This is a genomic window from Shewanella sp. DC2-4 (genome assembly GCF_013248875.1).
Classification (GTDB): Bacteria; Pseudomonadota; Gammaproteobacteria; order Enterobacterales; family Shewanellaceae; genus Shewanella; species Shewanella oncorhynchi.
Map to the genome: position 1 here is coordinate 3293995 of NZ_JABRVR010000002.1, position 26106 is coordinate 3320100.

At 44.6% G+C, this 26106-nt stretch carries 19 protein-coding genes and 1 riboswitch; of the genes, 10 read left to right on the forward strand and 9 right to left on the reverse strand.

Annotated elements, in window-relative coordinates; translation table 11 throughout:
• Nucleotides 1-120: 120 nt before the first annotated feature.
• Both HQQ92_RS15115 and HQQ92_RS15120 read right to left on the reverse strand, forming a co-directional pair.
• Nucleotides 121-1419, reverse strand: coding sequence for an O-acetylhomoserine aminocarboxypropyltransferase/cysteine synthase family protein (locus tag HQQ92_RS15115; protein ID WP_173246456.1), 1299 nt, complete (start codon nucleotides 1417-1419; stop codon nucleotides 121-123).
• Nucleotides 1420-1542: 123 nt separating this feature from the next.
• Nucleotides 1543-2982 (reverse strand): PLP-dependent aminotransferase family protein, encoded by a 1440-nt coding sequence (locus HQQ92_RS15120; protein ID WP_173246460.1) that lies wholly within the window; start codon nucleotides 2980-2982, stop codon nucleotides 1543-1545.
• A 158-nt stretch (nucleotides 2983-3140) separates the two neighbouring features.
• Here HQQ92_RS15120 and HQQ92_RS15125 point away from each other — a divergent pair, with 158 nt between their 5' ends.
• The 4 genes from HQQ92_RS15125 (at nucleotide 3141) to HQQ92_RS15140 (ending at nucleotide 6804) form a co-directional block, all read left to right on the forward strand.
• Nucleotides 3141-4475 carry a cytochrome ubiquinol oxidase subunit I gene (locus tag HQQ92_RS15125; protein ID WP_173246463.1) on the forward strand — a complete coding sequence of 445 codons (1335 nt, stop codon included), beginning with the start codon at nucleotides 3141-3143 and terminating at the stop codon, nucleotides 4473-4475.
• 60 nt (nucleotides 4476-4535) lie between these two features.
• Entirely contained in the window at nucleotides 4536-5543 is a 1008-nt protein-coding gene (gene cydB, locus HQQ92_RS15130; protein WP_105250028.1) for a cytochrome d ubiquinol oxidase subunit II, read from the forward strand.
• Between the two features lie 98 nt (nucleotides 5544-5641).
• Complete coding sequence (locus HQQ92_RS15135) at nucleotides 5642-5776, forward strand: DUF2474 domain-containing protein (RefSeq protein ID WP_105250029.1); 135 nt, start codon at nucleotides 5642-5644, stop codon at nucleotides 5774-5776.
• Nucleotides 5777-6399: 623 nt separating this feature from the next.
• Nucleotides 6400-6804, forward strand: coding sequence for a GreA/GreB family elongation factor (locus HQQ92_RS15140; protein ID WP_028759523.1), 405 nt, complete (start codon nucleotides 6400-6402; stop codon nucleotides 6802-6804).
• Between the two features lie 775 nt (nucleotides 6805-7579).
• Here the strand turns inward: HQQ92_RS15140 and HQQ92_RS15145 are convergent.
• Nucleotides 7580-8356: a helix-turn-helix transcriptional regulator gene (locus HQQ92_RS15145; protein ID WP_028759458.1), complete on the reverse strand. Its 777-nt coding sequence runs from the start codon at nucleotides 8354-8356 to the stop codon at nucleotides 7580-7582.
• A gap of 212 nt (nucleotides 8357-8568) precedes the next feature.
• On the opposite strand from HQQ92_RS15145, the gene HQQ92_RS15150 reads away from it, so the two are divergent.
• Together HQQ92_RS15150 and HQQ92_RS15155 are read left to right on the forward strand one after the other, a co-directional pair.
• Nucleotides 8569-9459 carry a DMT family transporter gene (locus tag HQQ92_RS15150; protein ID WP_113939865.1) on the forward strand — a complete coding sequence of 297 codons (891 nt, stop codon included), beginning with the start codon at nucleotides 8569-8571 and terminating at the stop codon, nucleotides 9457-9459.
• A gap of 153 nt (nucleotides 9460-9612) precedes the next feature.
• Nucleotides 9613-11244, forward strand: coding sequence for a methyl-accepting chemotaxis protein (locus HQQ92_RS15155; RefSeq protein WP_168824943.1), 1632 nt, complete (start codon nucleotides 9613-9615; stop codon nucleotides 11242-11244).
• 286 nt (nucleotides 11245-11530) lie between these two features.
• Here HQQ92_RS15155 and HQQ92_RS15160 read toward each other — a convergent pair whose 3' ends face one another.
• Entirely contained in the window at nucleotides 11531-12376 is an 846-nt protein-coding gene (locus tag HQQ92_RS15160; RefSeq protein ID WP_173246466.1) for an FAD:protein FMN transferase, read from the reverse strand.
• A gap of 723 nt (nucleotides 12377-13099) precedes the next feature.
• Between HQQ92_RS15160 and HQQ92_RS15165 the strand changes: the two genes are divergently transcribed.
• On the forward strand, nucleotides 13100-14431 hold the full coding sequence (locus HQQ92_RS15165; RefSeq protein WP_105250033.1) for a Na+/H+ antiporter NhaC family protein: 1332 nt from the start codon (nucleotides 13100-13102) through the stop codon (nucleotides 14429-14431).
• Between the two features lie 889 nt (nucleotides 14432-15320).
• On the forward strand, nucleotides 15321-16049 hold the full coding sequence (locus HQQ92_RS15170) for a 23S rRNA pseudouridine(2604) synthase RluF (protein ID WP_173246469.1): 729 nt from the start codon (nucleotides 15321-15323) through the stop codon (nucleotides 16047-16049).
• A 172-nt stretch (nucleotides 16050-16221) separates the two neighbouring features.
• Here HQQ92_RS15170 and HQQ92_RS15175 read toward each other — a convergent pair whose 3' ends face one another.
• Complete coding sequence (locus HQQ92_RS15175) at nucleotides 16222-16374, reverse strand: hypothetical protein (protein WP_173242457.1); 153 nt, start codon at nucleotides 16372-16374, stop codon at nucleotides 16222-16224.
• Nucleotides 16375-16936: 562 nt separating this feature from the next.
• Here HQQ92_RS15175 and HQQ92_RS15180 point away from each other — a divergent pair.
• Together HQQ92_RS15180 and HQQ92_RS15185 are read left to right on the forward strand one after the other, a co-directional pair.
• Nucleotides 16937-17599 (forward strand): hypothetical protein, encoded by a 663-nt coding sequence (locus tag HQQ92_RS15180; RefSeq protein WP_173246472.1) that lies wholly within the window; start codon nucleotides 16937-16939, stop codon nucleotides 17597-17599.
• 52 nt (nucleotides 17600-17651) lie between these two features.
• Nucleotides 17652-17924, forward strand: a complete 273-nt coding sequence (locus HQQ92_RS15185; protein ID WP_173246475.1) for a hypothetical protein — start codon at nucleotides 17652-17654, stop codon at nucleotides 17922-17924.
• Nucleotides 17925-18447: 523 nt separating this feature from the next.
• On the opposite strand, the gene HQQ92_RS15190 is transcribed toward HQQ92_RS15185, so the two are convergent.
• The 4 genes from HQQ92_RS15190 to gbpA form a co-directional block, all read right to left on the reverse strand.
• Nucleotides 18448-19464 carry an IS110 family transposase gene (locus HQQ92_RS15190; RefSeq protein WP_173246478.1) on the reverse strand — a complete coding sequence of 339 codons (1017 nt, stop codon included), beginning with the start codon at nucleotides 19462-19464 and terminating at the stop codon, nucleotides 18448-18450.
• A 634-nt stretch (nucleotides 19465-20098) separates the two neighbouring features.
• The gene (locus HQQ92_RS15195) at nucleotides 20099-22255 is read right to left on the reverse strand and encodes a S46 family peptidase (RefSeq protein WP_173246481.1); all 2157 of its coding nucleotides are present in this window, start codon (nucleotides 22253-22255) and stop codon (nucleotides 20099-20101) included.
• 268 nt (nucleotides 22256-22523) lie between these two features.
• Nucleotides 22524-23699 carry an aromatic amino acid transport family protein gene (locus tag HQQ92_RS15200; protein ID WP_173248682.1) on the reverse strand — a complete coding sequence of 392 codons (1176 nt, stop codon included), beginning with the start codon at nucleotides 23697-23699 and terminating at the stop codon, nucleotides 22524-22526.
• Between the two features lie 562 nt (nucleotides 23700-24261).
• The gene (gene gbpA, locus HQQ92_RS15205) at nucleotides 24262-25707 is read right to left on the reverse strand and encodes an N-acetylglucosamine-binding protein GbpA (protein ID WP_173246484.1); all 1446 of its coding nucleotides are present in this window, start codon (nucleotides 25705-25707) and stop codon (nucleotides 24262-24264) included.
• 123 nt (nucleotides 25708-25830) lie between these two features.
• A riboswitch (cyclic di-GMP riboswitch) is annotated at nucleotides 25831-25930 on the reverse strand.
• Between the last annotated feature and the right edge of the window lie 176 nt (nucleotides 25931-26106).

Consider the following 26106-nt stretch of genomic DNA (forward strand, 5'->3'; position numbering starts at 1 on the left):
CATCGTTTTTAAAGCACTAAAAAAGCCGCTATCGAATTGAATCGATGGCGGCTTTTTACTGTTAACGATTTAATAAAGCGATGAGGTATCGGCTATTTAATATGGACTATTCGATACGAGCTATTTGCTCGCCAGTGCCTTATCGAGCGCCTGCGCCACATCGTTAATGATGTCGTCGATATGCTCAATCCCAACCGAGATACGGATAAGATCCTCAGACACGCCCGCCCTTGCCAGTTCATCGGCATCGAGCTGTCTGTGCGTAGTGCTCGCAGGGTGGCAGGCCAAGGATTTCGCATCCCCAATGTTCACTAAACGCAGGATCATCTGCAGTGCATCGATAAAACGTCCGCCAGCAAGCTTACCCTCTTCAGCTGTGGCCGCTTTAATCCCAAAGCTGATGATCCCAGAAGCTTTTCCGCCAGTGATCTTGTGGCAATTATCCTGATAAGGGCTGCTCGGCAAGGCGCCGTAGTTCACCCAACTGACCGCCGGATGCAGCACCAGATATTCAGCTAATGCCAAGGCATTTGAGCAATGGCGCTCCATTCTAAGGCTTAAGGTTTCAAGGCCTTGCAACAGTAAAAATGCACTGTGCGGTGACAGTGCGGCGCCGGTATTACGCAGCGGTACTACACGGCAACGACCAATAAATGCAGCAGGACCAAAGGCTTCTGTGTAAACCACGCCGTGGTAGGAAGGATCGGCTTGGTTGAGTAAGGCAAATCTTTCCTTATTCGCCACCCAATCGAACTTGCCTGAATCGATAATCACGCCACCGATTGTCGTGCCATGGCCACCAATATATTTAGTTAAAGAGTGAATAACGATATCGGCGCCATGCTCAAAGGGGCGACATAATACTGGCGTCGCGACCGTATTATCGACAATTAAAGGCACGCCATGCTTATGGGCAATCTCGGCTAAACGTTGTAAATCGACAATATTGCCGGCTGGATTACCAATCGATTCGCAGAACAAGGCTTTAGTTTTGTCATCGATCAGCTCATTGAGGCCTTCAAAATCATCGAAGGCCGCCATGCGCACTTCAACGCCTTGGCGCGGCAGCGTATGGGCAAACAGATTATAGGTGCCGCCATAGAGCTGACTGGTACTGACGATGTTATCGCCAACTTGAGTCAAGGCTTGAATCGCATAGGTAATCGCCGCCATACCCGATGCTACGGCCAGCGCACCTATGCCGCCTTCAATGGCCGCCAGACGTTGCTCTAGCACGCTAGTGGTAGGATTCATTATCCGAGTATAAATATTACCAGCGACTTTTAAGTCAAATAAATCAGCACCATGCTGGGTATCATCGAAAGTATAAGAGGTCGTTTGATAGATAGGTACTGCGGCCGCCTTCGTGGTCGCTTCTGACTCATAACCATGGTGTAATGCCAGTGACTCTAATTTCATTTTCCCTTCCTTATCCGTAGCAGCCCAGTATTCAATCGACATTGAGAATTGCACAAGATTTGTGCATGTTCAACAAACTAGCAGATAGACATCTAGAAGTCTAAAACTTTTTAACCACAGCCTTTAACTTCGGCGCAAATTGTTGCGGATAAGTTCGGCCAGCACCACGACCGCAGAGACTATCTCTGGCGAGCACTCGTATGAGGCATTCAAACGCATAAAATGGCGGAATTCGACCTGATTACTAAAGAGATTTCCGGGTGCAATACTGATCCCACGCTCAATCGCCTGATAATAAATTTGTGTAGCGTCCATGTGTGATGGCAGCGCTAACCAGAGAAAATAGCCGCCCTGCGCGAAATTGACCCCCACAGATTCGGGCAGATGCGCGCACAATAATTGATACATGGCCAATTTACGGCTGGCTAACTTTTTACGTAACTGTTTCAAATGGCGTTCATATTGCGCCGACTGAATAAAATCGGCGATGGCGAGCTGCATCGGCGCACTGGTCGATAACGTCGACATGACTTGTAAACGTTGTAACTGCGGTGCATGGCATCCCGCCGCCACCCAGCCGACACGATAACCAGCAATCAAAGACTTAGAAAATGAGCCGCAGTGCAACACCCGTCCTTCGGTATCGAAGGCTTTTACTGGCCTTGGCGCGCTGGAGTCGACATAGAGTTCTTGATAAACATCATCCTCAATCAGACTGACTTTATGCTCATTTAGTAGCTGATAAAGCGCCTGTTTTTTAGCATCCGATAAGCTGCAACCTAAGGGATTTTGATGTTGGCTCATCAACCAGCAGGCTTTCACTGGATAGGTATTTAACACTTCTGCCAGCGCCTCGAGATCAATCCCCTGTTGTGGATCGGTCGCGACCGCAATGGCCCTGAGTTTAAGCCGTTCAATGGCTTGCATCGCACCATAAAAGGTCGGTGATTCAATGACAACCCAATCACCCGCTTGAGTCAGCGTCGCTAAGCTCAAGTTGAGCGCCTCCATAGCACCCGAGGTAATGATGATTTCGTCGGGCGAAATGCTCATGCCCAATTTGGCATAACGTTGGGAGATCGCCTTACGTAATCCCGCATTGCCTGGCGGTAAATTATCGGCGGCAAAAGAAGGTGACATGTGCCGAGTCACCTTAACCAAAGATCGCGCCAGTGCTTGTTGCGGGAATAAACTAGGATCGGGAAATCCTGAGCCAAAGGGCACTATGTCCGCCTGCTTTGAAGCCTGCAGCACATTGAATACAAACTCATTAATATCCACGCTATCGGAAAGATAAATCGGCTTTTGTCGCTCGGGATAACGAAAGGCTTCTCCCTGCCGCGCGATTAATTCCGGCTTTGGCGCCACTAAATAGCCAGACTTAGCCTGCGCCGAGATCACACCTTGGCTTTCCAATAGCTGATAAGCATTGAGCACTGTCATCAGGCTCAAACCCGAATCGGCCACAGTTTGACGCAGCGACGGCAACTTGTCCCCCGCCTGCCAGACACCTTGGGCTATTCGTGTCTTTAATTCCTGCGCTAACTGCTCATACTTCGTCATCTGTTATAGCCAAGCCAAGATATTCTGTGTCTGTTATAGCCAGCATATCCCATGGTCTAATAGCACACAAGCTTTCACCGTCAAGCCAATTTAGGGTTCAGTGAACGCGACTAGAACAATGCCTTTGTAACGAGAAATGCGTATCGCTCGAGGAAATTATGTTTGATTTTGATGCCACAGTACTCGCTAGGATCCAATTTGCTTTTACCATCTCTTTTCACATTATTTTCCCTGCCATCACTATCGGCCTCGCCACCTATCTAGCAGTATTAGAAGGCTTATGGCTGAAAACAGCGAATGAGGTTTACCAACAACTCTATCAATTTTGGTCGAAGATTTTTGCCATAAACTTTGGCATGGGCGTGGTCTCAGGTATAGTGATGGCCTATCAATTTGGTACCCATTGGAGTGCTTTTTCCGCCTTCGCGGGCAGCGTAACTGGGCCGCTACTCACCTATGAAGTCCTCACCGCCTTCTTCCTCGAAGCGGGTTTTCTGGGGGTCATGCTATTTGGTCAGCAGAAGGTAGGTAAAAACCTGCATTTCTTCGCCACTTGTATGGTCGCCACGGGCACTATTATCTCGACCTTCTGGATCTTAGCTTCAAACAGCTGGATGCAGACGCCCCAAGGTTTTGAAATCGTGAACAATCGCGTCATTCCTGTGGATTGGTTTCAGATAGTGTTTAACCCTTCATTTCCCTATCGTTTAGCCCATATGACAGTGGCGGCCTTTATTTCATCGGCTTTCTTTGTAGGCGCATCGGCGGCTTGGCATTTACTCAAAGGTAACGACACACCCGCGATCCGTAAGATGTTGTCTATGGCGATGTGGATGGCGTTAATTGTCGCGCCGCTGCAAGCTGTAATTGGTGATTTTCATGGCTTAAATACCCTTGAATATCAACCTGTAAAAATCGCGGCAATGGAAGGCCATTGGCGTAATGAGGGTGACAAACCCACACCGCTTATCTTATTTGCGATTCCCGATATGGACGCAGAGAAAAACCACTTCAGTCTCGAAATCCCAGGGCTCGCGAGCCTGATCTTACAGCATGATTTAAGCAAACAAGTGCCAGCCTTGACTGAGTATCCCGCCGAGGACAGACCCAATGTGTTGTTAGTGTTCTGGAGTTTTAGGCTCATGGTTGGCTTAGGCTTATTGATGATTTTTGCTGGACTGTGGAGTGCTTATCTCAGGTGCAAAGGCAGCCTCTACAGCAACAAACACTTTCTGCGATTTGTACTCGTGCTCGGCCCCGCCGGATTGCTCGCCACACTAGCAGGTTGGTTTACCACCGAGCTTGGCCGTCAACCTTGGGTGATCCAAGGATTGATGCGCACTCAGGATGCCGTGTCTTCCCACAGCGTTACCCACTTGAGTATCAGCCTAGGGATTTTCATCGTCAGTTACTGCGGCATCTTCGGCGTGGGTTATCGCTATATGATGCGACTCATCCGCAAAGGGCCAGATATCGCGGCAACAAGCCATTAATTTTAAAGTAAATGAATCTAGTTTTACTTATTCAATCTAAAACATATTTAAGGGCTCACCATGGAATTCGATCTACCCTTGATTTGGTTCGGGATCATCATTTTTGCCACCTTAATGTATATCGTGATGGATGGCTTCGATCTCGGCATCGGCATACTGTTTCCCTTCATTCACGACGAGGACGACAGGGATATTATGGTCAATACCGTCGCCCCTGTTTGGGATGGAAACGAAACTTGGTTAGTGCTTGGCGGCGCCAGCCTGCTCGGTGCATTTCCCCTCGCCTATGCCATAGTGCTCGAAGCGCTAACCATACCGCTGCTCATCATGCTGCTGGCATTGATTTTTCGCGGCGTGGCATTTGAGTTTAGATTTAAGTCGGGCGCAGAAGCTAAACCATTCTGGGATAAAGCGTTTATGTTCGGTTCTATCACGGCCACCTTTTCACAGGGCGTAGTGCTGGGGGCGTTTATCTCCGGCATTTCGGTGAGTAACCAACAATTTAGCGGCAGTAGTTTCGATTGGTTAACGCCCTTCTCACTTTTCTGTGGATTTGGCCTTATGCTGGCCTATGCTCTGCTCGGCGCGACTTGGCTGGTGAAAAAATGCCAAGGCGAGCTTAAAACGACCATGCAACAACTCGGTAGAGCACTGACCTTATGCCTGCTTATGACCATAGGTTTAGTCAGTTTATGGACGCCTTTTGTGCAACCCAATATTGCCCTGCGCTGGTTTAGTTTACCGAATTTATTCTACTTCGCCCCAGTGCCAATACTGGTATTAGCCTGCAGTTGGGCCTTGATAAAATCCCTAAATCGTGATGATAACTATCAACCATTCCTACTCACTCTAGGGCTGATTTTCTTAGGATTTAGTGGCTTAGGGATCAGTATCTGGCCGCACATTATTCCACCCAACATCAGCCTTTGGCAGGCAGCAGCCCCCGACAGCAGTCTAAGCTTTATGCTCGTCGGCGCCCTGATGATCATCCCGCTGATTTTGGTTTATACCTTTTGGAGCTACTACGTGTTCCGCGGCAAAGTAACCAAGGATGCTGGCTATCACTAGCCATGACTTTAGATGAGAGTTCCCAAAACGCGACTGAAGCTAACTTGGCTTAGGTCGCTGATTCACTTTAGATGACTTTACATATGCAGGAGATCAACATGACGACCCAAACGAAATCCCTCGCCTATCGGCTCGGCTGGTTAGTGCTGATTTGGTGTACAAGCGTAAGCTGTCTGTTCCTCGTCTCTATGTGTATCAAAATACTTTTAAAAGGTGCGGGCTTAACAACCTAAGTAAATATTGACTTTAGAAGCTTATATTAAGGCTTAATTCAGTTAGTGCCCATAGCATCTAGCGACAATGCACTAGAACATTCAATGGTTGAATTAATTTGGCTTTCAGTTCAGCCAAATTAACAAGTGCTCAGTTTACTTTACGAGTGCTAGCATTAAATTGACGAAGACTAGCCCCAATGTAGCAAGGTTAAAGCTATGTTAAATCCAGTTTTACTGTTATCAGTATATTCAGCAAGATTAGCTTAGTTAGGCTTGCTTTATATTTTTACTTGACCTATGGTATCAGCCAAGCAATTACTTATTTAGTTAATGGCAAGATTTAGTTAACAGCAAGGCCGATATACTAAATCGATATACAAAAAATAAATAATCAATCGAATATCAACTTTTGACTGGAGATGTAACACTATGTTTAGCACTGCATTTTCATCACTATTTTCCCATGTGTTAGCTAACACATCTAGTTCAGTAAGCTCAATCCGCCTCTCGCTCAAATTCCCAGTCTAAGCCGAGCGTCACTCGCGCTCGGCAGAATTATAACTTCTTGTGAAATAAGCACAGAGTAATACTCATTTTAATTTCTATGCTTATATTTTAACTTTGTTATTTCAGAGGCGGCAATGGCATATTCTTTTTTTAGTGGTCTTTTCCAGAATTTTATTCTAAAAACTGAAACCTATTATTTACAAAACAGTTTTAATGCCTCTCTACGCCCAACGGCTTTGGCAGGCGTGATTAGTAAGCTTGAGCAGCTAAAGCATGATACGACGAGTGATAAAGTGACTGTGGGACGGGAAATTCACTTAGTTAATCTGCAGGATCAGCAAGAGTACCAAATTGAACTCGTGTATCCACCAAGGCATAAACCCAGTGCAGGACGTTTCTCTGTCATATCAGATTTAGGCGTCAGCTTACTTGGGTTATCAAAGGGCGAACTGGCAGAGGTGAGCATTTTAGGCAAACCAGTTCTGTTTATGATTAAAGATGTCAGTTTAACGAAAAAACAACCTAAAAAGTCTGTATAGGAAAAAATCATTTGGGCATACTTTTTGTAAATGGCTATTGAGTATTGCTACTTGATAACATTTCAGAAAATTTTAAAGATATGATTATAAGGTTGTAAGCATTTTAAAATAGAGCATGTTCAATTCAGTGGCAACATGCTTTGAACTCGCTATTAGCGGCGGCTTATAGCGGCATTTTCAACATAATATAATAAGAGGGAATGTTATTTTGAAGTCATTAACTGGCCGCGATATTTATTAAAGAGACACTTTAAATAATTTTAACACTGCAATTAACGACTCTTTGCAACTATTTACGTATAAGTCATGGCAGCGCTTTAGAGTAAACAGCAAAGGGGTTAAGAGGTTTAGCACGGCGCCTCAATCGTTAAATTTATTTTTATACTCTTTATAAATAAACCGTCTCAATTAAAGCCTGAAATAAAAAATTGAGCCCAACTATCGAAACCGATTTGCGGCGCGGGTTAGGATAGTAACCTTCACTTTGGAGTTTATATCTATGAGTAAAGAAAAAAACAAAAAACCGCCAATGAAAACCTTAAAAGAGAAGCGTCAAGATAAACGGAACCGCCAAAAGGCTTCCGACTAACTTATCTAACTCTGTAAAAAACCTTAAATCCTCTCTTTAAATAGGCCGAAAATAGGGTGTTAATACTTTAGCACCCTATCTTATTTTACAGCTTCCCCCAATATTTTTAGTGCATCATCTAGCGCGACTTTCGCATAGGATCTCATTATCTCGCCTTTATTAAGCCTTGCTCCATCAGCCACTCAATCACAATCGGCGGCGATACTGCTCAGGTGAGCACTGAGCATATTTTTTAAACATCACGATATAAGGCGAAGTTTGGTTGTAGCCGAGTGTCAATGCCACTTCTTTGATCGCAAGTCCCTGACGTAATAGTTGTAAGGAATAGATAAACTTATGCCTTTGTCTTAGCTCAGTAAAACTCATCCCCAGAACCTCTTGGCAGCGACGAGCTAAAGTACGCTCTGTGGTATGTAATTCACTGGCCCAAGATTTAAAGGTTTTCGAACTCGCAGGGTCGGCTTCAAGTGCCAGCAACAACGGCTGTAACAGTTTATCTGAAACGGTGGGCAGAAATTGCGGTAGAGCTTTACCCAAGGTCAGCTGATCGAGCAAAACCTCAACCAGTCGCTTATCCGCCGCAGTTTCTGCCACAGTGACTTGCCGCTCCCGCAGATCGTTAACGATCGATTGGGCAATGGATGTCACGGCTAAAAGACAGGTCTCTATGGGAAAAGCCGCAGCTCGCTCGGCAACTATATTCATCGAGCAATAATGAATACTACGCCGAGTATAACTTTCATGTTCTATCCCCGCAGGAACCCAAATCGCATATTGTGACGGCGATAAAAACCGTTGCCCTGCAGCATGTAACTCCATAATTCCACCGCTGATTAACTGCAGTTGCCCCCAAACATGTTGATGTTTTGGCGTTACCGTATTTGGCAAGAAAGCTTCATAGTTGAAGAAGATATCTGCAGCAGGCTCTTGCTCTGCCGTGAGCGGATGGTAAACCGTGCGCATTTTGATGCCCTCAAAGCTATGGTGGTCCAAAAACTCAAACGAAATCGCTAACCCAGATTACGCTTGTCCGTAGAGGAACTGACCTTGTCTGATAAGCGATATTTATATCATAACCGACCATGGATAATAGCCACTAATCTATTATCTGGATGCTTAAGTGATAAGCCATAAGCTATGGCCAGTCACTTTAGCCAGTACCTAAAGGCAAGACCATGCTGTATTTGTTCCCCCTGTTGGCCGTATTAATTTGGGCAGGCAATTCGATAGTCAACAAGCTCTCATTTGGGATTATCGATCCTGAAGCCATAGCATTTTACCGTTGGTTTTTCGCTATGTTATTGTTAACCCCCTTTGTCGCAAGTCGCGTCTGGCAAAAACGCCAAGTGATACTACCTTTGTTACCTAAGTTCGCTACTTTGGCTTTGTTAGGTATGGTGCTTAACCAAAGTCTGGCCTATTTTGCGGCGGCAACCACCACGGCAACAAATATGGCATTAATCACCTCTCTCGTGCCGATGATCAGTCTGTTTTTAGCCGTGCCATTACTCAAGCAAAAATTATCACCGTTAGCCTTTGGTGGCACCTTAATCTCGCTATTTGGATTGATTTTTATGCTCAGTCACGGCGATATGATGAACCTTGCCATCGGTGTGACTCAAGGTGATTTACTGTTGCTCTTTAGCGCCTTTGTGTATGCGCTCTATGGCGTATTACTGAAACGCTGGCAACTGCCACTACCGACTTGGGAATCGGTTTATATTCAAGGACTCATAGCCGTATTCATGCTGACGCCACTGCTGTTTACGAGTCCCAGCATAGCGATCAGTGCCCAATCAGCACCACTGATACTTTACGCTGCTATCGCTGCCTCACTTTTAGCGCCGTGGGCTTGGATCAATGGCATAAGCAAACTCGGCGCCGATCGCACCAGCGTATTCTTTAATTTAATGCCTATTATTGCGGCGATACTGGCGGCCATCATCCTAGATGAAACCTTAGCCATTTATCATTATATTGGCGGTTCTATGGTCATTATTGGCGTCATGCTAGTGCAGATAAAACCTAAGCCTAAAGTCATCCCTACCCTAGCTTGTCCTGAATAATCCAAAGTAATGCGTCAACGCCTTGGTAACTGTGACCAAGGCGGTTTCGCTTATTTCAATGTGTACAAAATCCCATCGCAATCTGCTGCATGCAAAGGCAATTCTATAAATAACGGCTAAGCTATTTATTAAGTTATTAATGGAGATCGTCCTATGTTTAACAGTATTCGCGTTAAGTTTTCACTGATGTTTGCCATTATGGCGACAGCCCTCATTGTCATGGCGGTCACCGACGCTATGCAAAGCCGTGCCACTGTGAAACAGATGCAGGAATTTAGTCAGTTATTTAATCCCGCAATTTCGGCAATTCTCAATGCAGATCGCGACCTTTATCAAGCGCAGCTAAGTGAAGAAGTGTTACTCAGGGAAGAATTATCTGCCGATAATCGCAAAAGTGAGATTGATAACTGGCAAGAGAATGTCGATCAAGCCCGTGACAGAATGGGAGAATTTAAACAAATCCTGACAGATCACCTGCAAGTACTGCAATCAACCAGTGGCTTTGAGGCGCAGTTTTCGCTCTGGTATCAAGCCTCATCAGAGGTCATTAATGCAGTCAAAAGTAATGACTTTGAACGCGCGAAACAACTCCACGAAACCAAATCCAAGCAAGAATTTAAGGCATTAAGAGATATCTACAATGCCGCGGGCGAAGCCGCCGATAACAGAGTAAAAGAGCTAGATTTACAAGCAACGGAACAGGCAACCACCCAAACCCAAATATCCTTAACGATAGCGAGCTTAGTCGCCATTGTGGCGCTGTTGATTGCCTACTTCGGCCCTAAAATCATAGTCAATGCAATTGAAGATATCACTAGCAGGATCAATGACATTGTCGATGGTGACGGTAACTTAACCCAAAGGATCCCTATCACACGTCAAGATGAAATCGGCGAGCTCGCCCATGCATTTAACTTATTTGTAGAGCAGCTACAGCAAATGGTTATCTCGATTATTGGTCAAACTAAAGATGTGAGCCAAACCGTTGAAAGTCTTGCAACTAAGTCAGCCACCACAATCAACATCAGCCATGAACAAGAGCAGTTTGTCGATACTATTGTCACAGCAGTAAATGAAATGAGTGCAGCCGTAAGAGAAGTCGCCAGTAACGCTCTTCATACTGCCACCGAAATCACTAAGGTGAATGACCAAACAGTAGAGGGTAAGAATATCCTCGCCCAGTCCGTTAATCATATTCAGCAACTGTCTGAATCAGTTAAAAATGCCGTGACAGTTATTGAAAAACTTTCAGTCAATTCTGCCAATATTGCCTCAGTGCTTGATGTGATCCGCTCAATCGCTGAGCAAACTAATCTCCTTGCACTTAACGCGGCCATTGAAGCTGCGCGCGCTGGCGAACAGGGCCGCGGCTTTGCCGTAGTTGCCGATGAAGTACGTACACTGGCGAGTCGTACCGAAACCTCAACCCAAGATATTCAGCGCATGATTGAAGAGTTGCAACGCGGTGTAAATGATGCGGTTAAAAGCATTGAATCGGGAGCTAGCCTGACCACATCAACCGTCACCCTCGCCAGCCAGACCCAAGATGCATTAGATGAAATTCTAAACTCCACCTCTAAGGTCAGTGAGATGTCCACTCAAACGGCGACTGCGACCGAAGAGCAAACCCATGTGACCGAAGAAATTAATCGTAACTTGACCGAATTATCCGATAAAACAAGATACTGCAACTTAGTGATCCAAGAAACGCAGCAAATAGTCGTCAACACTAAAGCCATTTGCAGCAATCTACAAAAAGAAGTTGCGCGATTTAAAGTCGCTTAAGATAAATGACTAACGACACATGGTTAGCGATAAACTATTGAAACGAAAAGAGTGCTCAATGTAGGCACTCTTTTTAATGGAAATAATACCAAGCAAAGCTTGAAGACAATAAAAGCCCACAACCGTATGCAAGTTGCAAATAACGGTAACGATACTGAACCCAAGTTGTATCGATTCACCCGTTAAAGTGCGAATAACAGTACTAACTGTTTAATGTTAACTCACAGTAATGATTGAATTTCTAATTCAATCATCTGCAAAAGCTGTAAAACAACCAAAAGATACATCAATCAAAACTGACTAATTGACCACCCAAGTGAGCAATTTTTTCAGCGGCCAAGTCGGGATTAAGATAGCCTGCGACTTTCGTTAACGCATCGGCGCGCCAAGCAAAAGAGGCTCTCACACTAACAATACGCTCGCTTTCAGCATCGATGTTCGTATCGGCAACATTGCCAGTTGGCAGTAATAGTGCAGGGTAATCATGACTTAAGGTTTGTGAGACCCTTGAGCTGGCGAGCGCCATATTGCTAACGCAGAGCTTTTGGCTCGCTCCTAATGGACCGCGGCACACTACATTTAAAGATGCACTGCCAAAAACTTTTAAATCGCCACCCGCATTGACCCAACCTCCGCTCACGCCAGCGCGACGCAGCTCACTCACTGCCATATCGACCGCATAACCTTTAGCTATACCATCTAAGGTTAAAATTAGCGGTCTAGCTAATCGCGCTTGATTACCTTTTATTTCAATATCTTGCCACTCGCCTTGCAACAGTAAAGGCATACCAAGATAGGCAGGCAATGCACCGCGAGACATCATTTCGCCGCCAACGGTACAATTGAATAAGTTGTTGCTCGCCTTACCCAGCCCCTTAGCCAACTTGAGCACTCGTAAACTATCTTGGCTTAACGTTACCCAAATTCCCGGGTGCCGATTTAACTGATTTAACTCGCTGTCCTGTTGATGGAAGCTCAGCAACCGCCCAATATGGGTCACACGCGAAAAAGCCGCGCTAATCGCCGCTTCCAATGCTTTATCTTTAAGTTGTACCTCACCGCTTTGATTTGGCAGTGACTCGGCAGCGATTTCCACCAGCGTTCCGAGTAATGGCTTAGCGCGACGTATCATGATAATACCCACTGTAGTAGGAAGATCTGAGGGATCAGCAATAAACGCTTCATCCAGTTAAATTTAAACAAAGCACTAAGAGTAATTAACATAATTTGTGCGGATTCTATTAAAGTCTCTACTTCAATACAAATTGTTGCCATTAGTTTTTATGGGGATTTTAGATGCTTGAAACTGTTTTACATTTAAAAACAATAGATTGCTTATTAAGGTTTTATTAAAGTTATTTGACGTATCATTGCTATCACAACGCTGCACAAGCGAACTAAGTCAATACGTCCCCAAATGAGCCCTATTGATTAATGCCACTCATCATTTACGTTATTTATGCTAGCTTACCCACCAACAACTCACACTAAATGGAGCAATAAATAGCCGGCTTACTCCATCACACCAGTCATTCGCTTAAATTTCATGCAATTCCGTTCAGTTGAAATACACGCTAAATCAGATATAAACCCTCTAACTCAATCTAAATGAAAACAGGTAAGATATTGATTAGTAATTAAAATAAAGACTAGTTTTCATCTTATACAACCTATTAATAACCTAGCGATCACAGCGGAAGTAAAAACATCTAGACGTCTAAATTGACAGGTTATCAGGGATCAAATATGCTTTGCCTCAAGTTGCTAGGATACGATGCCGAGGCAACACTGAATTTAAGCGAGTTTGACTGCCAAGGATCCTGCGGAAAAACCCTAAGCGAAAGAGAGATAACATTTGAGCAATCCAACAGCAGCACAGCACAGCCCGGCATCTTTTATTGCCCTGTTGCCATTATTTGTTTTCCTTGGTCTTTTCATTGGCGCGGGTGTGTATTTCCAAAGCCAAGGTGTCGACTTTGCCTTCTATCAATTACCCAGCGTTATCGCTATTTTACCTGCAATCATTCTGGCGTTGATTTTATCAAAACAGAAATTAAATCAATCGATTGATACCTTTATTGGCGGTATTGGTCACAGCAATATTATTGCAATGTGTTTAATTTACTTACTTGCAGGCGCCTTCGCTGCAGTCGCGAAAGCCACTGGCGGCGTCGATGCTACTGTTGCTCTTGGTTTATCGTTAATACCATCGAACCTGTTACTACCTGGTTTCTTCGTGATTGCCGCTTTTATCGCAACGGCCATGGGAACCTCTATGGGGACAATCGCGGCTGTCGCTCCAATCGCCCTAGGCGTAGCCGACCAAGCGCAAATCGACTATGCACTGATGGCGGGAGCCGTGATGTCTGGCGCCCTATTTGGTGACAACTTGTCGATTATTTCCGATACCACGATTGCAGCTACGCGCACCCAAGGCTGTGATATGAAAGATAAATTTCGTGAAAATTTGATTTTCGCTATTCCCGCATCACTGCTAACTTTAATCGCCTTTGTATTTGCCGGACAAGGCCAAGCAGAATTAGCAACGCAGAATATCGATCTTATTAAGGTCATTCCTTATCTGACCATTTTGATCTTAGCCGTGGCGGGTCTGAACGTATTTGTGGTCTTAACCTTAGGTATCTTATTAGCGGGCGCAACTGGCCTGTTTACTATGGATTACGGCGTGATCCAATTCGGTAAAGATATTTATGCTGGCTTTAGCAATATGCAGGAGATTTTCATTCTGTCTATGCTAGTGGGTGGTTTAGCCGCACTCATGCAGCAGCAAGGTGGTCTTGCCTTTGTGAGTAAACAGATTGAAAAGCTGATCACTCGTTTCTCCAAGGCGCAAGGTGAAGCTTCATGCCGCGCTGCTGAGCTAGGCATGGCAGGTATAGTCGCAGTGACTAACTCTTGTGTGGCTAACAACACAGTTTCTATCGTGGTGACGGGTGATATTGCAAAAGACTTAGCAGAGAAACATGGCGTGAGTCCAAAACGTGCCGCCAGCATACTCGATATTTTCGCCTGTATTATCCAAGGTTTAATCCCGTATGGTGCACAGGCACTCTTAATTGCTTCGACCTTTAGCATCACGCCATTAGCAGCGGTATCACACGCTTGGTACTGTATGATTTTAGCCGTAGTGGCTGTTGCGATTGTAATTTTCCGCAAACGACACTAAATGATATTTGAGTCGCATGAGTAGAATCTAACGTTTATGACAAGGGACGCACTAGGCGTTCCTTGTCATTTTAAAGCCCTCTTTTGGCGAAAAAGCATTAACTCGCTTGCCTTCATTAAACAATTCAGGCAAGTTACCGCATTCAATGTGGTCATATCCTATCAGCATATTTTTAGTCCCCCATGAATCCTCTTTATCACCAAGAACCAAGTTATTACGATCTACATCGTCTTATTACATGGTTGATTGTAGGCGCAGCCTTTATTAGCGCTTCTGGAGTTTTAATTGCTATTTATGCTGAATATCAAAACGTTGGAGTTCAAGTCTTACAAATACGAGCTGATTTTTTAGGTAACTATATCAACTCACCCCTCGCTTATGTGTTTAATTTAAGCTTATTGGCTGCAGGGCTCTGCATACTCATTTCAATGACCGGGCTCTACTTACTAAAACTGGATACGTTCAGCCAATGCATAGCACTTACAGGTGCTTGGGTAGGAGTCTCTGTGATTTTGATGGGAATATTCCCCATTAATTTTTTGAGCATACACAGAATAGTTTCAACGAGTTATCTATTAAGCACCCTCATCTTACACAGCCTTGTGATTATAGCGGGGATAGTGCCTCGGTTTATTTGCCCAAAGCCACTGTTCTATTTGAGCCTGATCAGCTTTTGTAGTGCAGTGAGTTTAACCCTGCAATTAGATTGGACCATATTGGATTTCCCTCCCTGTGTGCCCCAAACACACTTTTGTACTGTTTCAGCCAATATGTGGCTCCAAACTAACTTGAGTATTATTTGGTGTTTAAGCCTAGCCTTTGCAATGCGGCGCCTATCAAAAATACTGTATCATCGCGCCCAAGAACGCCAAATACTTTAGGGTAATCCATGCGCTTAGCAAAATACCTCGCCCAGTGTGGCATAGGCTCACGCCGTGAAGCCTGCCGTTTGATCGAGGCCGGGCGCATCACACTCAATGGCGGTATCGCCCGCCACACAGATCCCATCTGTTTGGACGAGTCATTAAACTGCCTCGACTGTATTGAGTTTGATGGCAAACCTATCACTAAAGCCGAAACGCTCGCCTATTGGGTATTTAACAAAGCTGTGGGCACGGATTGCCGTCTGCTTGAGCAGGATGAAGCGAGCCTTATACACCTACTTCCCAAAGCGCCAAGACTCTACCCCGTCGGCAGACTCGATAAAGACTCCCGCGGCCTGTTGCTGTTAACTAACGATGGTGAGCTGACTCATAAACTGATGCACCCCAGTTTTGCCCACAGCAAAACCTACCATGTGCGCCTCGATAGGCCATTCACTGATGATTTTGTTGAACAAATGGCCAGTGGAGTGCGTTATAAAGACCTGCAAACCCTGCCCTGCCAAGTCCACCACCTCAGTTCGGTCAGCTTTGAAATCGTGCTGACTCAGGGATTAAATCGACAAATTCGTAGGATGTCCAAAGCACTCGGATATCGCGTTATCGATCTTGAGCGCGTCGCCATAATGACACTGAATTTACGCGAATTAGCATCTGGTGAGTTACAAGAAGGTCAAATGCGGCCACTAACACCACAGGAAACCACAGCGCTTAAAGCGGCACTGGTTACAGCGTAAACTAAAAAACCGAAGATAATTACGGATGGAATATCTACATTAGACCTTCTGATTTCTGCCAATAGCAGCCATCTGCTGTTAACTCTCTTATGCCCCAAAGAAAGATAATTGTATCGTCAATTGTGCTGCATGAATTGTCATTGTTTCCGCAGTGACTCGCCGTCTATTTCTTTCAAAATAAGCATCCCAAAGGCTCGACGGCGCCATCCATGTCGCCAACGGTCACTGGTACACCAATGCCAATCCTAACTAACACTTCTGCTGTTCGTTTAGCTAAAAAGCTATTGCCCCAAAGCAAGATAATTTTGTCGTCCGTTTGCAGCATGCATTGTCATTGCTTCCCCAGTGACTCGCCGTCTATTTCTTTCAAAATAAGCATCCCTGAGGCTCGACGGCGGCATCCATACCGCCAACGGTCACTGGTACAACAATGCCAATCTTAACTAACACTTCTGCTGTTCGTTTAGCTAAAAAGCTATTGCCCCAAAGCATGTTTGAACAGCTTTGCTTAATTGTAAATTGACGAATGACTTGACCTACAAATTTTCATCTAGTGCCTCAGTGTTTAACTCTTCAACTGATTCGAGCGAAACTGGACGGTTATACAGTCGTATTCAAAATACTTGGTTTTGAGTTGTTTGTAGTCCATATACGTGCGCGTTATCCCAATATTGTAAATATAAAATCATTAAAATTTAATGACTTAAATATCATGTCGATTAGATAATGGGTTTGGGAAACGCGCATGCGCGTTTTTCCGGATGGTATACTTGATGGAAAGCTGATAAGTTCTTTTTAATACATGTAGTTAACTATGCGCGTCTTTACTGGTCTAATGAGGTAAACGCGCATGCGCACTATATAAAGGTTATGCCTAAAGGAGTCATATGCAGGAAATTTATGATCTAATACAAGGGAATCCTAAATTCTATGCATGGGCATTTGGAATTGTAAATTTACTGTGGGTTGCGTTCGCGTACTTCAATAAGCAGAGACATGAAAGAAACCTAAAACAGTTGGAACAAGATCTTAGATTCAGAGCAGATAGGCGATTAAAAATATTCGATCTAAAGGCATCTGAATACGCTAAGTACGTTACAGACTTGGACCGCTTTGGAAAGAAGAATCAAATTGAAATGCCAGAGCGTATGCAGCCAATATTTGAAGAGTATCTTCAGAATTATCTTGCAGCCACAGAAGTAGGCGATAAAGAGAGAGTAAGGCAGGTTATCGGTTGGTTTAGCTCTCAAATCTCCGCGTTGATGCAGGAAGGGCTAAAAGATGTGTTGAAACTCAAAAGTGAGTCCAATCGATTGAAACTAATAGCAACAGACGAGATGCTGCAAACCTTTGATAAATTGGAACTGCTTACGCAAGAATCAATGGACTGCACCAACGAATATATGAAAAACTTCACCGAAATAATACTTCATCAACAAAACGAAAAAACTGAAATTTTTCAAAGGCAGGCTGCGGAGCTGGCATCTGAAATACAAAATCAAACGAAAGCTCTAATGAATCAAATGAGGAGAGAGCTCAGTGACATATAGGCATAAACAAATGTTATGTGTTTATGCATGAATCGAATTTATAGGAGTCTCCATGGCTGAATGGGATGGACTTAGTGAAGATGCCAAAGACGTCTATGTAAATCTTGGAACTAGAAATCATAAAACTATAAGCAAGATAAAAACTAGTCGCCTCGTTAATGCTATACGTGAATCGCAATTCGTTGGGTACGACGGCGGTTCCCCATATAAATGGCTTATGTTTGAGTATGAAAGACGTAAAAGCCAAAAGAATTGGATATTAGGAATTGGCGCTTTAATTGTTGCGGCCGCGGGCGTTCTAGTAACTTACCTTGTTGCCAATTAAACACATAACCAAGTGCAGCAGTTCTCGCCTTCGGCGTCGGACGCCTTTTTCGCTGCGCTACAAAGGCGCCGCTGTGCGCGGCGTAACCCCATAGAAATATTTATCCGAAACTCACTAATTCGAGCTAAAAGTCTAACTCGGAATTGTCCCAAAGCGTGCAGCGTAAGGCTTTTAAATCTACAGATTACACTAACGCTAAAAAGGTGAGCCATGGTGATTTGCGAGACGACAGTCCGCCCCATGGCCGCTTTTTGGCATATATGGACCCATCCAGTTTGCAAGACATTCGATAGCGATTTTGAGAAGAGTTCATTGCACCCATATATTCGGCCTGTTATTGAGGGATTCCTCTGGCCCTGATGGATATCTGCTTCTACTGTCCTTATCATCCTTGCGGCTTCATTATGAGCCTATGCCCGACTAAGGTTTTCAGTAGATCAGTCTGACTGTCTCATCATCAAATCAAGTGTCTTAGCAACTTGCTGGTTGGTTAATTATTAACGTTTATTGAATCTATTCAGCACTATACTGGAAGTCGATATTCTTCGTCATGCGCCGCGATAACCCATGCCATTCTCGCGAGCTTATTAGCGACAGCCACACAGGCCCGGTTAAAACCGCGGCGTTCTGCTAACTGGATTGCCCAGCAGCTAAATTTATCCTGTTTATGACAACTGTGCTGCAACACCGTTCTTGCACCGTGGATGAACAGGGTACGTAAGTAAGCATTTCCCCGCTTGCTTATTCCAAGGAGGTTATCTTTACCTCCACTGCTGTGTTGCTTAGGTACTAAGCCACACCAAGCTGAAAAATGTCGGCCATTGCTAAAGTCTTTACCGTCACCCACTGCAGCATAAATCGCCGTAGCGGTGACAGGGCCAATACCAGGGATAGTCTCTAACCGCTGGCAAATCACATTGTTTTTAGTTTCAGTTAGCACTTGAACGTCACAACCCTTAAGCCATTTTTCTATATCACTAAATTCTTCATATAACTGATAAAAAATGGCCCGACCTTTGGTGGTCAGCGCATTGGTTTCATCCGCTAAAATATCTGGGAACTGTACTTTAAAAGCCGATTTACTTTTGGTTATCACAATGCCGTATTCCGCTAACATCCCTCTGACTTGATTGATTAAGGCGGTTGATTGTTTGTTTAAACGCTCACGCATGCGGTGGAGAAGTTGTACATCTTGTTGCGCGACGCCTTTTGGCTTCACAAAACGCATGTTGGGTCGCTGCGCCGCTTCTGCGATGGCTAAGGCATCGTTGTAGTCATTTTTATTACCTTGCCGAAAAGGCACCACAAATTGAGGGGCGATCAACTTGACGTTATGACCCAACAGCTCAAACTCTCTGGCCCAGTAATTTGCTCCACCACAGGCTTCCATCACAATCAGACACGGCTCTATTTGAGCGAGAAAGGGAAGCAAGTCCTTGCGTCTAAGCATTTTCTTTTTAATTAACTTGCCCGCTTTATCGACGCCAACAGCATGAAAAACAGACTTTGCGATATCTAAACCGATTGTAGTAATCTTCATAGGTGGACCCGTCCTCTTTCTGATGAGTTTTAGCGACTACATCGTGGCCCATTGCGAGGCCGATTAAAAGTGGATGGGTCCATTCCATTATCCATGCCATCGCGGCATTCGCGAGTCCATTCACACCAGACGGGGTGGTCGAGCATCCAAGGATGGACTTGAACAACATCCCTGTTTAACTGCCAGTTCGCCGTCCATGGCTCTCGTTCATAAGCTCAGAAACCCTAGGTTTCTATTTACCGTGTCGACGAGTCAATGCCATGGCGAGCCTATATGCGTGGATACCTGCCAATGCTAACCCACTAAAAAATCTAACTAAAGATGCAGGTCCTCCGGCACTACTTTCCAACACATTTCAGTCTAAAAAATATGTTGCGTATATATTTTCAATCCACTGGTTACGCTAATGCTAAAAAAGTGAGCTAATGCCCTGACGCGCCTATCACGGATAGCTATCTTAACAGCCGTCAGCAGGCCATTACAGCTACAAAAAAAGCGATAAACCCAGTGAGTTTATCGCTATTTTGCTGTCTTGTTATTTCAGCATTCTTAAAGCACTAAATCGCACTTGAATGCTGATAATCCAAATTCACTATGCCATTATAGGCCGCACCATTGCTGATGCGGCAATCGATTACTTAACGATTTCCATCTCAGCTAAAAGATTGTCGGCATGATCTAAATACTTCATTACCCACAGCATATAACGGCTGTCGACATGAATAGAACGGTTAATTTCATTATCAAATGCCCAACCGCCGATAATGCTTTCATACACACCGTCGAACAATAGGCCGACGAGTTCAGCGCGGCCGTTTAAGGTCGGTGAGCCAGAATTTCCGCCAGTAGTATCTAAAGTTGATAAAAAGTTTACCGGTACAGAATCTATTGATTTCATATAGAAATCACCATATTGCTTCTGCTTAATCAGCTCTAACTCTTTCTTCGGTGCATCGAATGGGTCAACACCCGTGTCCTTTTGCACTATGCCTTCAAGGCGAGTGAATGGCACGGCCACTAAACCGTCTTTTGGCGAATAGCCTTTCACATGGCCAACTGTGACACGCAGGCTAGAGTTAGCATCGGCATACACTGGCTTACCTTGCTCTAGGTTGTAAGCAATAATGGCATCCATATATTGCGGACGCACCTTCATTAGTTCACCCGCTAATTCTTTTTCTTTCTTTTCTTCAGCCATATCTGTGTCATACATAGCGACAGCGAATTGAATGAAAGGATCTTTAGAGGCTTTAAAATCGGCAACGGATTTGTCCATCCACGCCAGACGAACATCTTTCTTACCTAACTCAGTTTTGGCGTACATTTTATCTAAGGTTTTAGAAAGCTTAGCTTCACTAAACTTTTTATCGATACCAAAGGCTTTATCCAATGCGGGGAGGCGCTGATCTTCTGGCAGTGCGGCGTAGCGTTTTAGCATGTCGAGCAATACCGCTTTATCAACGCTTGGCGCATAACGACGATCAATACGCTCCATGCTCGCTTTGAGGCGAGTCATATCACGATCTTGGAAGCCCGGTTCACGCTGCATATCTGGCAGTTGTTTCTCGTTCGCGAGGCGATATAAGCTGCGCGCCGTCGGCAACATAGTCGTGCTGCCTATGTAGCTTAAGATCATGTCACGCTCTTGATGCGTCTTGCCTTTGGCAATCAAGGCATCTAATTCCGCTAAGGTTTTACCGTATTTCGCTTCACGACTGCTGTCTTTGGCAATCCACGCCGCAAGCTTAGCTTCGAGGGCTTTACGGTCAGCCAACATGGTTGATTTACCGTAAAACTCGATCATAGAAGTGAAGTTTTTCGCGTAATTTGCAAGGCCAGCAATTTGACTCTCGTACTTAATACGCTCGTCGCTGCCCTCTGGCGCGGTTTCTTTAATGATCTCTATAAAGCGTTCACGCAGCATTTTGCCTTCGGGATAAGCCCACTCAAACTCATTTTGAACTTCAGTGGCTGTGCGATATCTGTTGGTGCGACCTGGGTAGCCTGCAACCATCACAAAATCACCCTCACTCACGCCTTTAGCCGATACTTTTAAGAAACTTTTTGGCTCGTATGGCACGTTGTCGCTGCTAAATTCTGAGGGTTTACCTGCTTTAGATACATAAGCACGGTAGAAAGAAAAATCGCCTGTGTGACGTGGCCACATCCAGTTGTCTACATCGCCGCCGTATTTACCCACGCTCGCGGCTGGGTTATAGACTAAACGCACATCACGGATTTCCAGTTGTTTAACCAGATAATATTCGAGACCACCGTGAAAGCTATACACTTGGCAACGGTAACCATCTTCTTTTTCACATTCAGCAACTAACGCTTTTTCTTGGCTTTCAACGCCTTGATAGAAGGCGCTGCCCACTTTACCTTCAAGCCCGTTTTTAACTCGCTCAGTGACATTCGTGACATCTTCAGTCACATAGACACGTGAGCCAGGGGTCGCAGGTAATTCATCGGCGAAGGTCTTAGCTAAAAAACCATCCTGCAACAGGTTTTTCTCAGGAGTGGAGTTGTATTGAATTGCCCCATAGGCACAGTGATGGTTAGTCACGACTAAGCCCTTTGGCGATACAAATGATGCAGTGCAACCGCCAAGGCTTATCACGGCATTCATCGGGAATTCGGTGAGTTTAGAAATCGATTTTGCATCAATTTCAAGGCCTTTTGCTTTTAGCTCATCAGCCATTGCAGGCAGTTGATGGGGCTGCCACATACCTTCGTCAGCCTGTGCGCCAAAACTAGCGGCCACGGCAACTGTGAGTAACCATTTTTTCATTGTGTTAAGTCCGTTTTATGTGAATGAAGCCACGCGCAAGCTGGGCCATTTTCTCGTTTTAATAGCGTTGTTTTAATTTTAAATAACTGTGCTAAAACCCAGCATCACTCGCTTTAAAACCTAAAAAGCAAAAAGTCAGGCCGGGGCCTGACTTTATCACATGCGACACTCTCTATAACAGACTCTGAAAAACTCGCTTACAAAGCAAATACATTTAATCAAAGTTACTCAGCCGCGTTCGCTAAAAAGCCCCACCTATTGCAATGAATTAGATCCCAACAAATAGCTGGGCACCCACAATCACGGCACCTAACAAACCTGCAATGACTAACGCAACAGATCCACCAGACACTTGATAGCCACCGAGCTGCGACTGACGTTGACGCAGTGCCATAACAATTGGCAAGAAAATGATCATCACAACCAATGGTACGGCCGCAAATCCCAGTACCGCCACAAAGCCTTCAGGCAAATACAAGGCACACAAAACAGGCGGAATAAAGGTCAGTAACCAAGTTTGAATACGGCCGGCAAACGTTTCTTTGGCGCGAGTTAATTCGGCGATAAAGTCATATAAACTTAAGGTCACACCGAGGAATGAGGTCACTAAAGCTAAATCAGCGAATAATGAAATACATTTGCTGATCCAAGGTGTATGAGCAATATCCTGTAATGCCGTGACGAGTGAAGGTAGTGAACCTTCAAAACTATTCACCTCATATCCGCCTACTGTGCCTAAAGTCACCAATAACCACAGAACATAACAAGCAAGTGGGATAGTCGAACCGATTAACAACACCTTACGCAGTGATACCGCATCGCCATCGAGATAACGCACTAAAGTGGCGATACAGACGTGGAAACCAAACGAAGTAAACACCACGGGAATTGCCGCCATCCAATTGCTGGTCATAGACTCGGCAATCGCGCCAGTTGCCATGCTAGCAATACTGACTTCGGGCAATAAAAATAATACCACCACCACGAGCAATAGAATCATTAACGAAAATAGGAAACGTGAAACTTTATCGACCCAAGCGACACCTAGCGCCGCAAAGCCACCGAGCACGAGTGTAAATAACAACACTGCGACTTGATTATCGAGCACGATATCGAACATGTTCTTCGCTTTAAGCACTAATAACGAAGAGCCGCCGGTGAGATAAGCCGCGGTCAAGGCAAATAATAAACTCAGGAAAGAAGCACCTTGAATTATTTGACCTTTTTTACCCAGTAACTTACCCGTAATAGCATGCACGTTATCCCCCACGCCAGTGCGTAAGTTAATTTCGAGCATAAGTAATGAGGTATAGGCGGACACGCCCCAAATAACGACGAGTAACACTAAAGCAGGGATAATACCTAAAGCCGCTGTGGCTAAAGGTAACGCTAACATACCTGCGCCAATGGCCGTCCCGGCAACGATGGCGATCGAGCCTAACATTTTTGAATTCACACAATAGTCCTGTTCAATAATTAATTATTATTTTATTTGAGTAAGATTTGAACCGATAAAGCCTTGCGTCTTAAATCGAAATAAGCGACACATCACTTAAAGCATCCAATCAGATCTCGACCTAGCAGATCAATTGGCCCCAATAGCTTTTGAATGTTTCAACCCAGTAGCCATTGAGGCTAACTAAATCGATTATTGAAAAATGGCATGACTTTCAATTGTGATAGCCCAAATTAATGTACCGATATAAGCATCGATTAAATAGATAGTTTGGGACATTAACAGAGCCAAACCCAGTGGGCAAGCCAGTTGTGAACAAAGAAGGGTAGCAAACGATACGGTAACAACTTAATAGCGCTGTGATAAACGAAAATATACAAGCCAACAAAATCGCTACCTTTGTTGAGAATACCTGTAATCTTGTATTAGGCTCGAATCAAAATAAAGCCGGTCTTTTTCCATCCGATGCAGACAAAAAGGGCTTAAACACAGTGAATATGTTTAAGCCCAATCACATCATGTTGAGAATTGATTAACTCAAAATGTTAATTTACAGCTCAGTCCACGCCATAGCCCAAGAAGCGCCAACACCTGGCTCAAATCCTGTGGCAGAAGCCGACCACTGCACGCAATAGCCGCTATAAGGGAATGGCTTACATTGATACACTTTGCCATTTTTAGGCTGTAACACTGTAGTACCTGCAACGTAACCTTTCACGCCTGCTGGGAATACAAAATCAGCTTCTGGTGCAGGAGCTTGATCCTTTAAGAAGAGATCAAAGTTCTGCTGAATAACATCACCTTGTTTAGGCTCAGCTTTTACCTGCAAATGATAATGCCCAGCTTTAGGCTCAACGACGTCTAACACTAAGCTCGCGCTGGTATTGTTAACAGTTTGGCTCACAAAACCTGCCGCTGTGCCATCATGGCTAAACAAATACGCTGACACTAGCATCTCGGCGTTACTGGTCACATCAAAGCTGACCTTCGCCGCACCATCGATAATTTGATAATCGTCAGCAAGTGAAGTGACTTCTAAGCTGTTGCCCGGAGCAGGAGCTAAATCAAATCCCACTTCGACACGCTCAATACCTGAGTTTTTCGCTGTAAAAATGTCGTTTTTGCCATACACAGGCTCAATCACACCCGATGCATTTTTTTGTCCCGCTTTTAACTGGGACTGCTGGGCGTTAATCGCGCTCGCTAATAGGAAAGGCCAATTTTGTTTATCACCTTGAGTCGCATCACTAATGGTAATGACTGTTTGCTTAGCCGCTTGCTCACCATTGGCGTCAAACACCCGGGTCATCACTTTATCGCCTGCTTTTAGATCGAGTGACGGATTGATATCCCCCACATCTTGCCATTCACTCGGCACAACAGGACCCGAGCCCAAGTTCACATCGATAGCATTGTAGAAACTATTCGTAGTATCGCCCACTTCCCACACGGCCAAGATCACTTGATAACCACTGCGACCTTCTGGCACGTAGCAGTCATGGGTCACTAACTTAGGCGGCTGTTCCATACCACCATCAACTACGCAAAAGGGAGCTAAGTCAAAGCTCGCTCGGCTCAAAGCTTGGTTTGGGTTCCAATCTTGGCGAGTTAAATAGTAACGCCAATTACGGGTGACATGATTTGCTGTGAACTGCCAACTGAATTTATTCCAGCCCGATTTAATATCCGTCTTTGCCCAACGGCTCGGACTTTGTTCATCCAAAGGTGAAAAAGCACCATTGCCAGCACTCGCCAATTTGCCATCAGCAGGACCTGATTCAGGAAAACCCGATGGCCCCTCAACACTTTGCGGCTCCCATTGCACCGCGCCACAATTGGCATTTTTACCTGTTTTACAGGCATATGAACGCGATTCTGGTGCCACAACATAACCGTGCGCCTGCGCAGAGATACTCACAAACGCATTCGTCGCCATTACTGCCGCGGCCAATAAACTCAATTTAGAAATAGGGGAAAAAACAGTAGAATTTGCCACTTTAATGCACTCCATTGATTGCCTATCATCCTAAACATAATGATAGGCTTAGATATAAAAGTGGTATTTGGGCAAACAACAGCATTAAACAGCAGTCGTTTATCTTTCACAGAAATCGAATTCTGCGGCAACTCCGCTATCTTAGTTCACTAAAAAATCCATTTACAACCTTAGACCGGAAGCTTTGCGTCCTAACTTTTCAATTAGTTTGCCAAATACAGTCGTTATCATTGAGTCACTACGAGTTAACAGTATGTAACCAAGTAGAAATGACTTGGCTAAATTAGCAACAAAAGACAACGTTGTCAAAAAATAATTCATTTATATTCATTAAGTTACAGAATGTGAATCGGTATTTTTCTGACACCCGTCAAACATTTATCAGCACCTACTGTTATA

Bases quoted from the DNA above. Each gene is read 5' to 3' on its own strand.
- cydB (WP_105250028.1), top strand. From the start codon at position 4,536: ATGGAATTCGATCTACCCTTGATTTGGTTCGGGATCATCATTTTTGCC.
- HQQ92_RS15145 (WP_028759458.1), bottom strand. From the start codon at position 8,356: ATGCGCACGGTTTACCATCCGCTCACGGCAGAGCAAGAGCCTGCTGCA.
- HQQ92_RS15115 (WP_173246456.1), bottom strand. From the start codon at position 1,419: ATGAAATTAGAGTCACTGGCATTACACCATGGTTATGAGTCAGAAGCG.
- HQQ92_RS15125 (WP_173246463.1), top strand. From the start codon at position 3,141: ATGTTTGATTTTGATGCCACAGTACTCGCTAGGATCCAATTTGCTTTT.
- HQQ92_RS15135 (WP_105250029.1), top strand. From the start codon at position 5,642: ATGACGACCCAAACGAAATCCCTCGCCTATCGGCTCGGCTGGTTAGTG.
- HQQ92_RS15180 (WP_173246472.1), top strand. From the start codon at position 16,937: ATGCAGGAAATTTATGATCTAATACAAGGGAATCCTAAATTCTATGCA.
- HQQ92_RS15155 (WP_168824943.1), top strand. From the start codon at position 9,613: ATGTTTAACAGTATTCGCGTTAAGTTTTCACTGATGTTTGCCATTATG.
- HQQ92_RS15200 (WP_173248682.1), bottom strand. From the start codon at position 23,699: ATGTTAGGCTCGATCGCCATCGTTGCCGGGACGGCCATTGGCGCAGGT.
- HQQ92_RS15190 (WP_173246478.1), bottom strand. From the start codon at position 19,464: ATGAAGATTACTACAATCGGTTTAGATATCGCAAAGTCTGTTTTTCAT.
- HQQ92_RS15175 (WP_173242457.1), bottom strand. From the start codon at position 16,374: ATGCTGCAAACGGACGACAAAATTATCTTGCTTTGGGGCAATAGCTTT.
- HQQ92_RS15185 (WP_173246475.1), top strand. From the start codon at position 17,652: ATGGCTGAATGGGATGGACTTAGTGAAGATGCCAAAGACGTCTATGTA.
- HQQ92_RS15170 (WP_173246469.1), top strand. From the start codon at position 15,321: ATGCGCTTAGCAAAATACCTCGCCCAGTGTGGCATAGGCTCACGCCGT.
- HQQ92_RS15150 (WP_113939865.1), top strand. From the start codon at position 8,569: ATGCTGTATTTGTTCCCCCTGTTGGCCGTATTAATTTGGGCAGGCAAT.
- HQQ92_RS15160 (WP_173246466.1), bottom strand. From the start codon at position 12,376: ATGATACGTCGCGCTAAGCCATTACTCGGAACGCTGGTGGAAATCGCT.
- HQQ92_RS15195 (WP_173246481.1), bottom strand. From the start codon at position 22,255: ATGAAAAAATGGTTACTCACAGTTGCCGTGGCCGCTAGTTTTGGCGCA.
- HQQ92_RS15120 (WP_173246460.1), bottom strand. From the start codon at position 2,982: ATGACGAAGTATGAGCAGTTAGCGCAGGAATTAAAGACACGAATAGCC.
- HQQ92_RS15140 (WP_028759523.1), top strand. From the start codon at position 6,400: ATGGCATATTCTTTTTTTAGTGGTCTTTTCCAGAATTTTATTCTAAAA.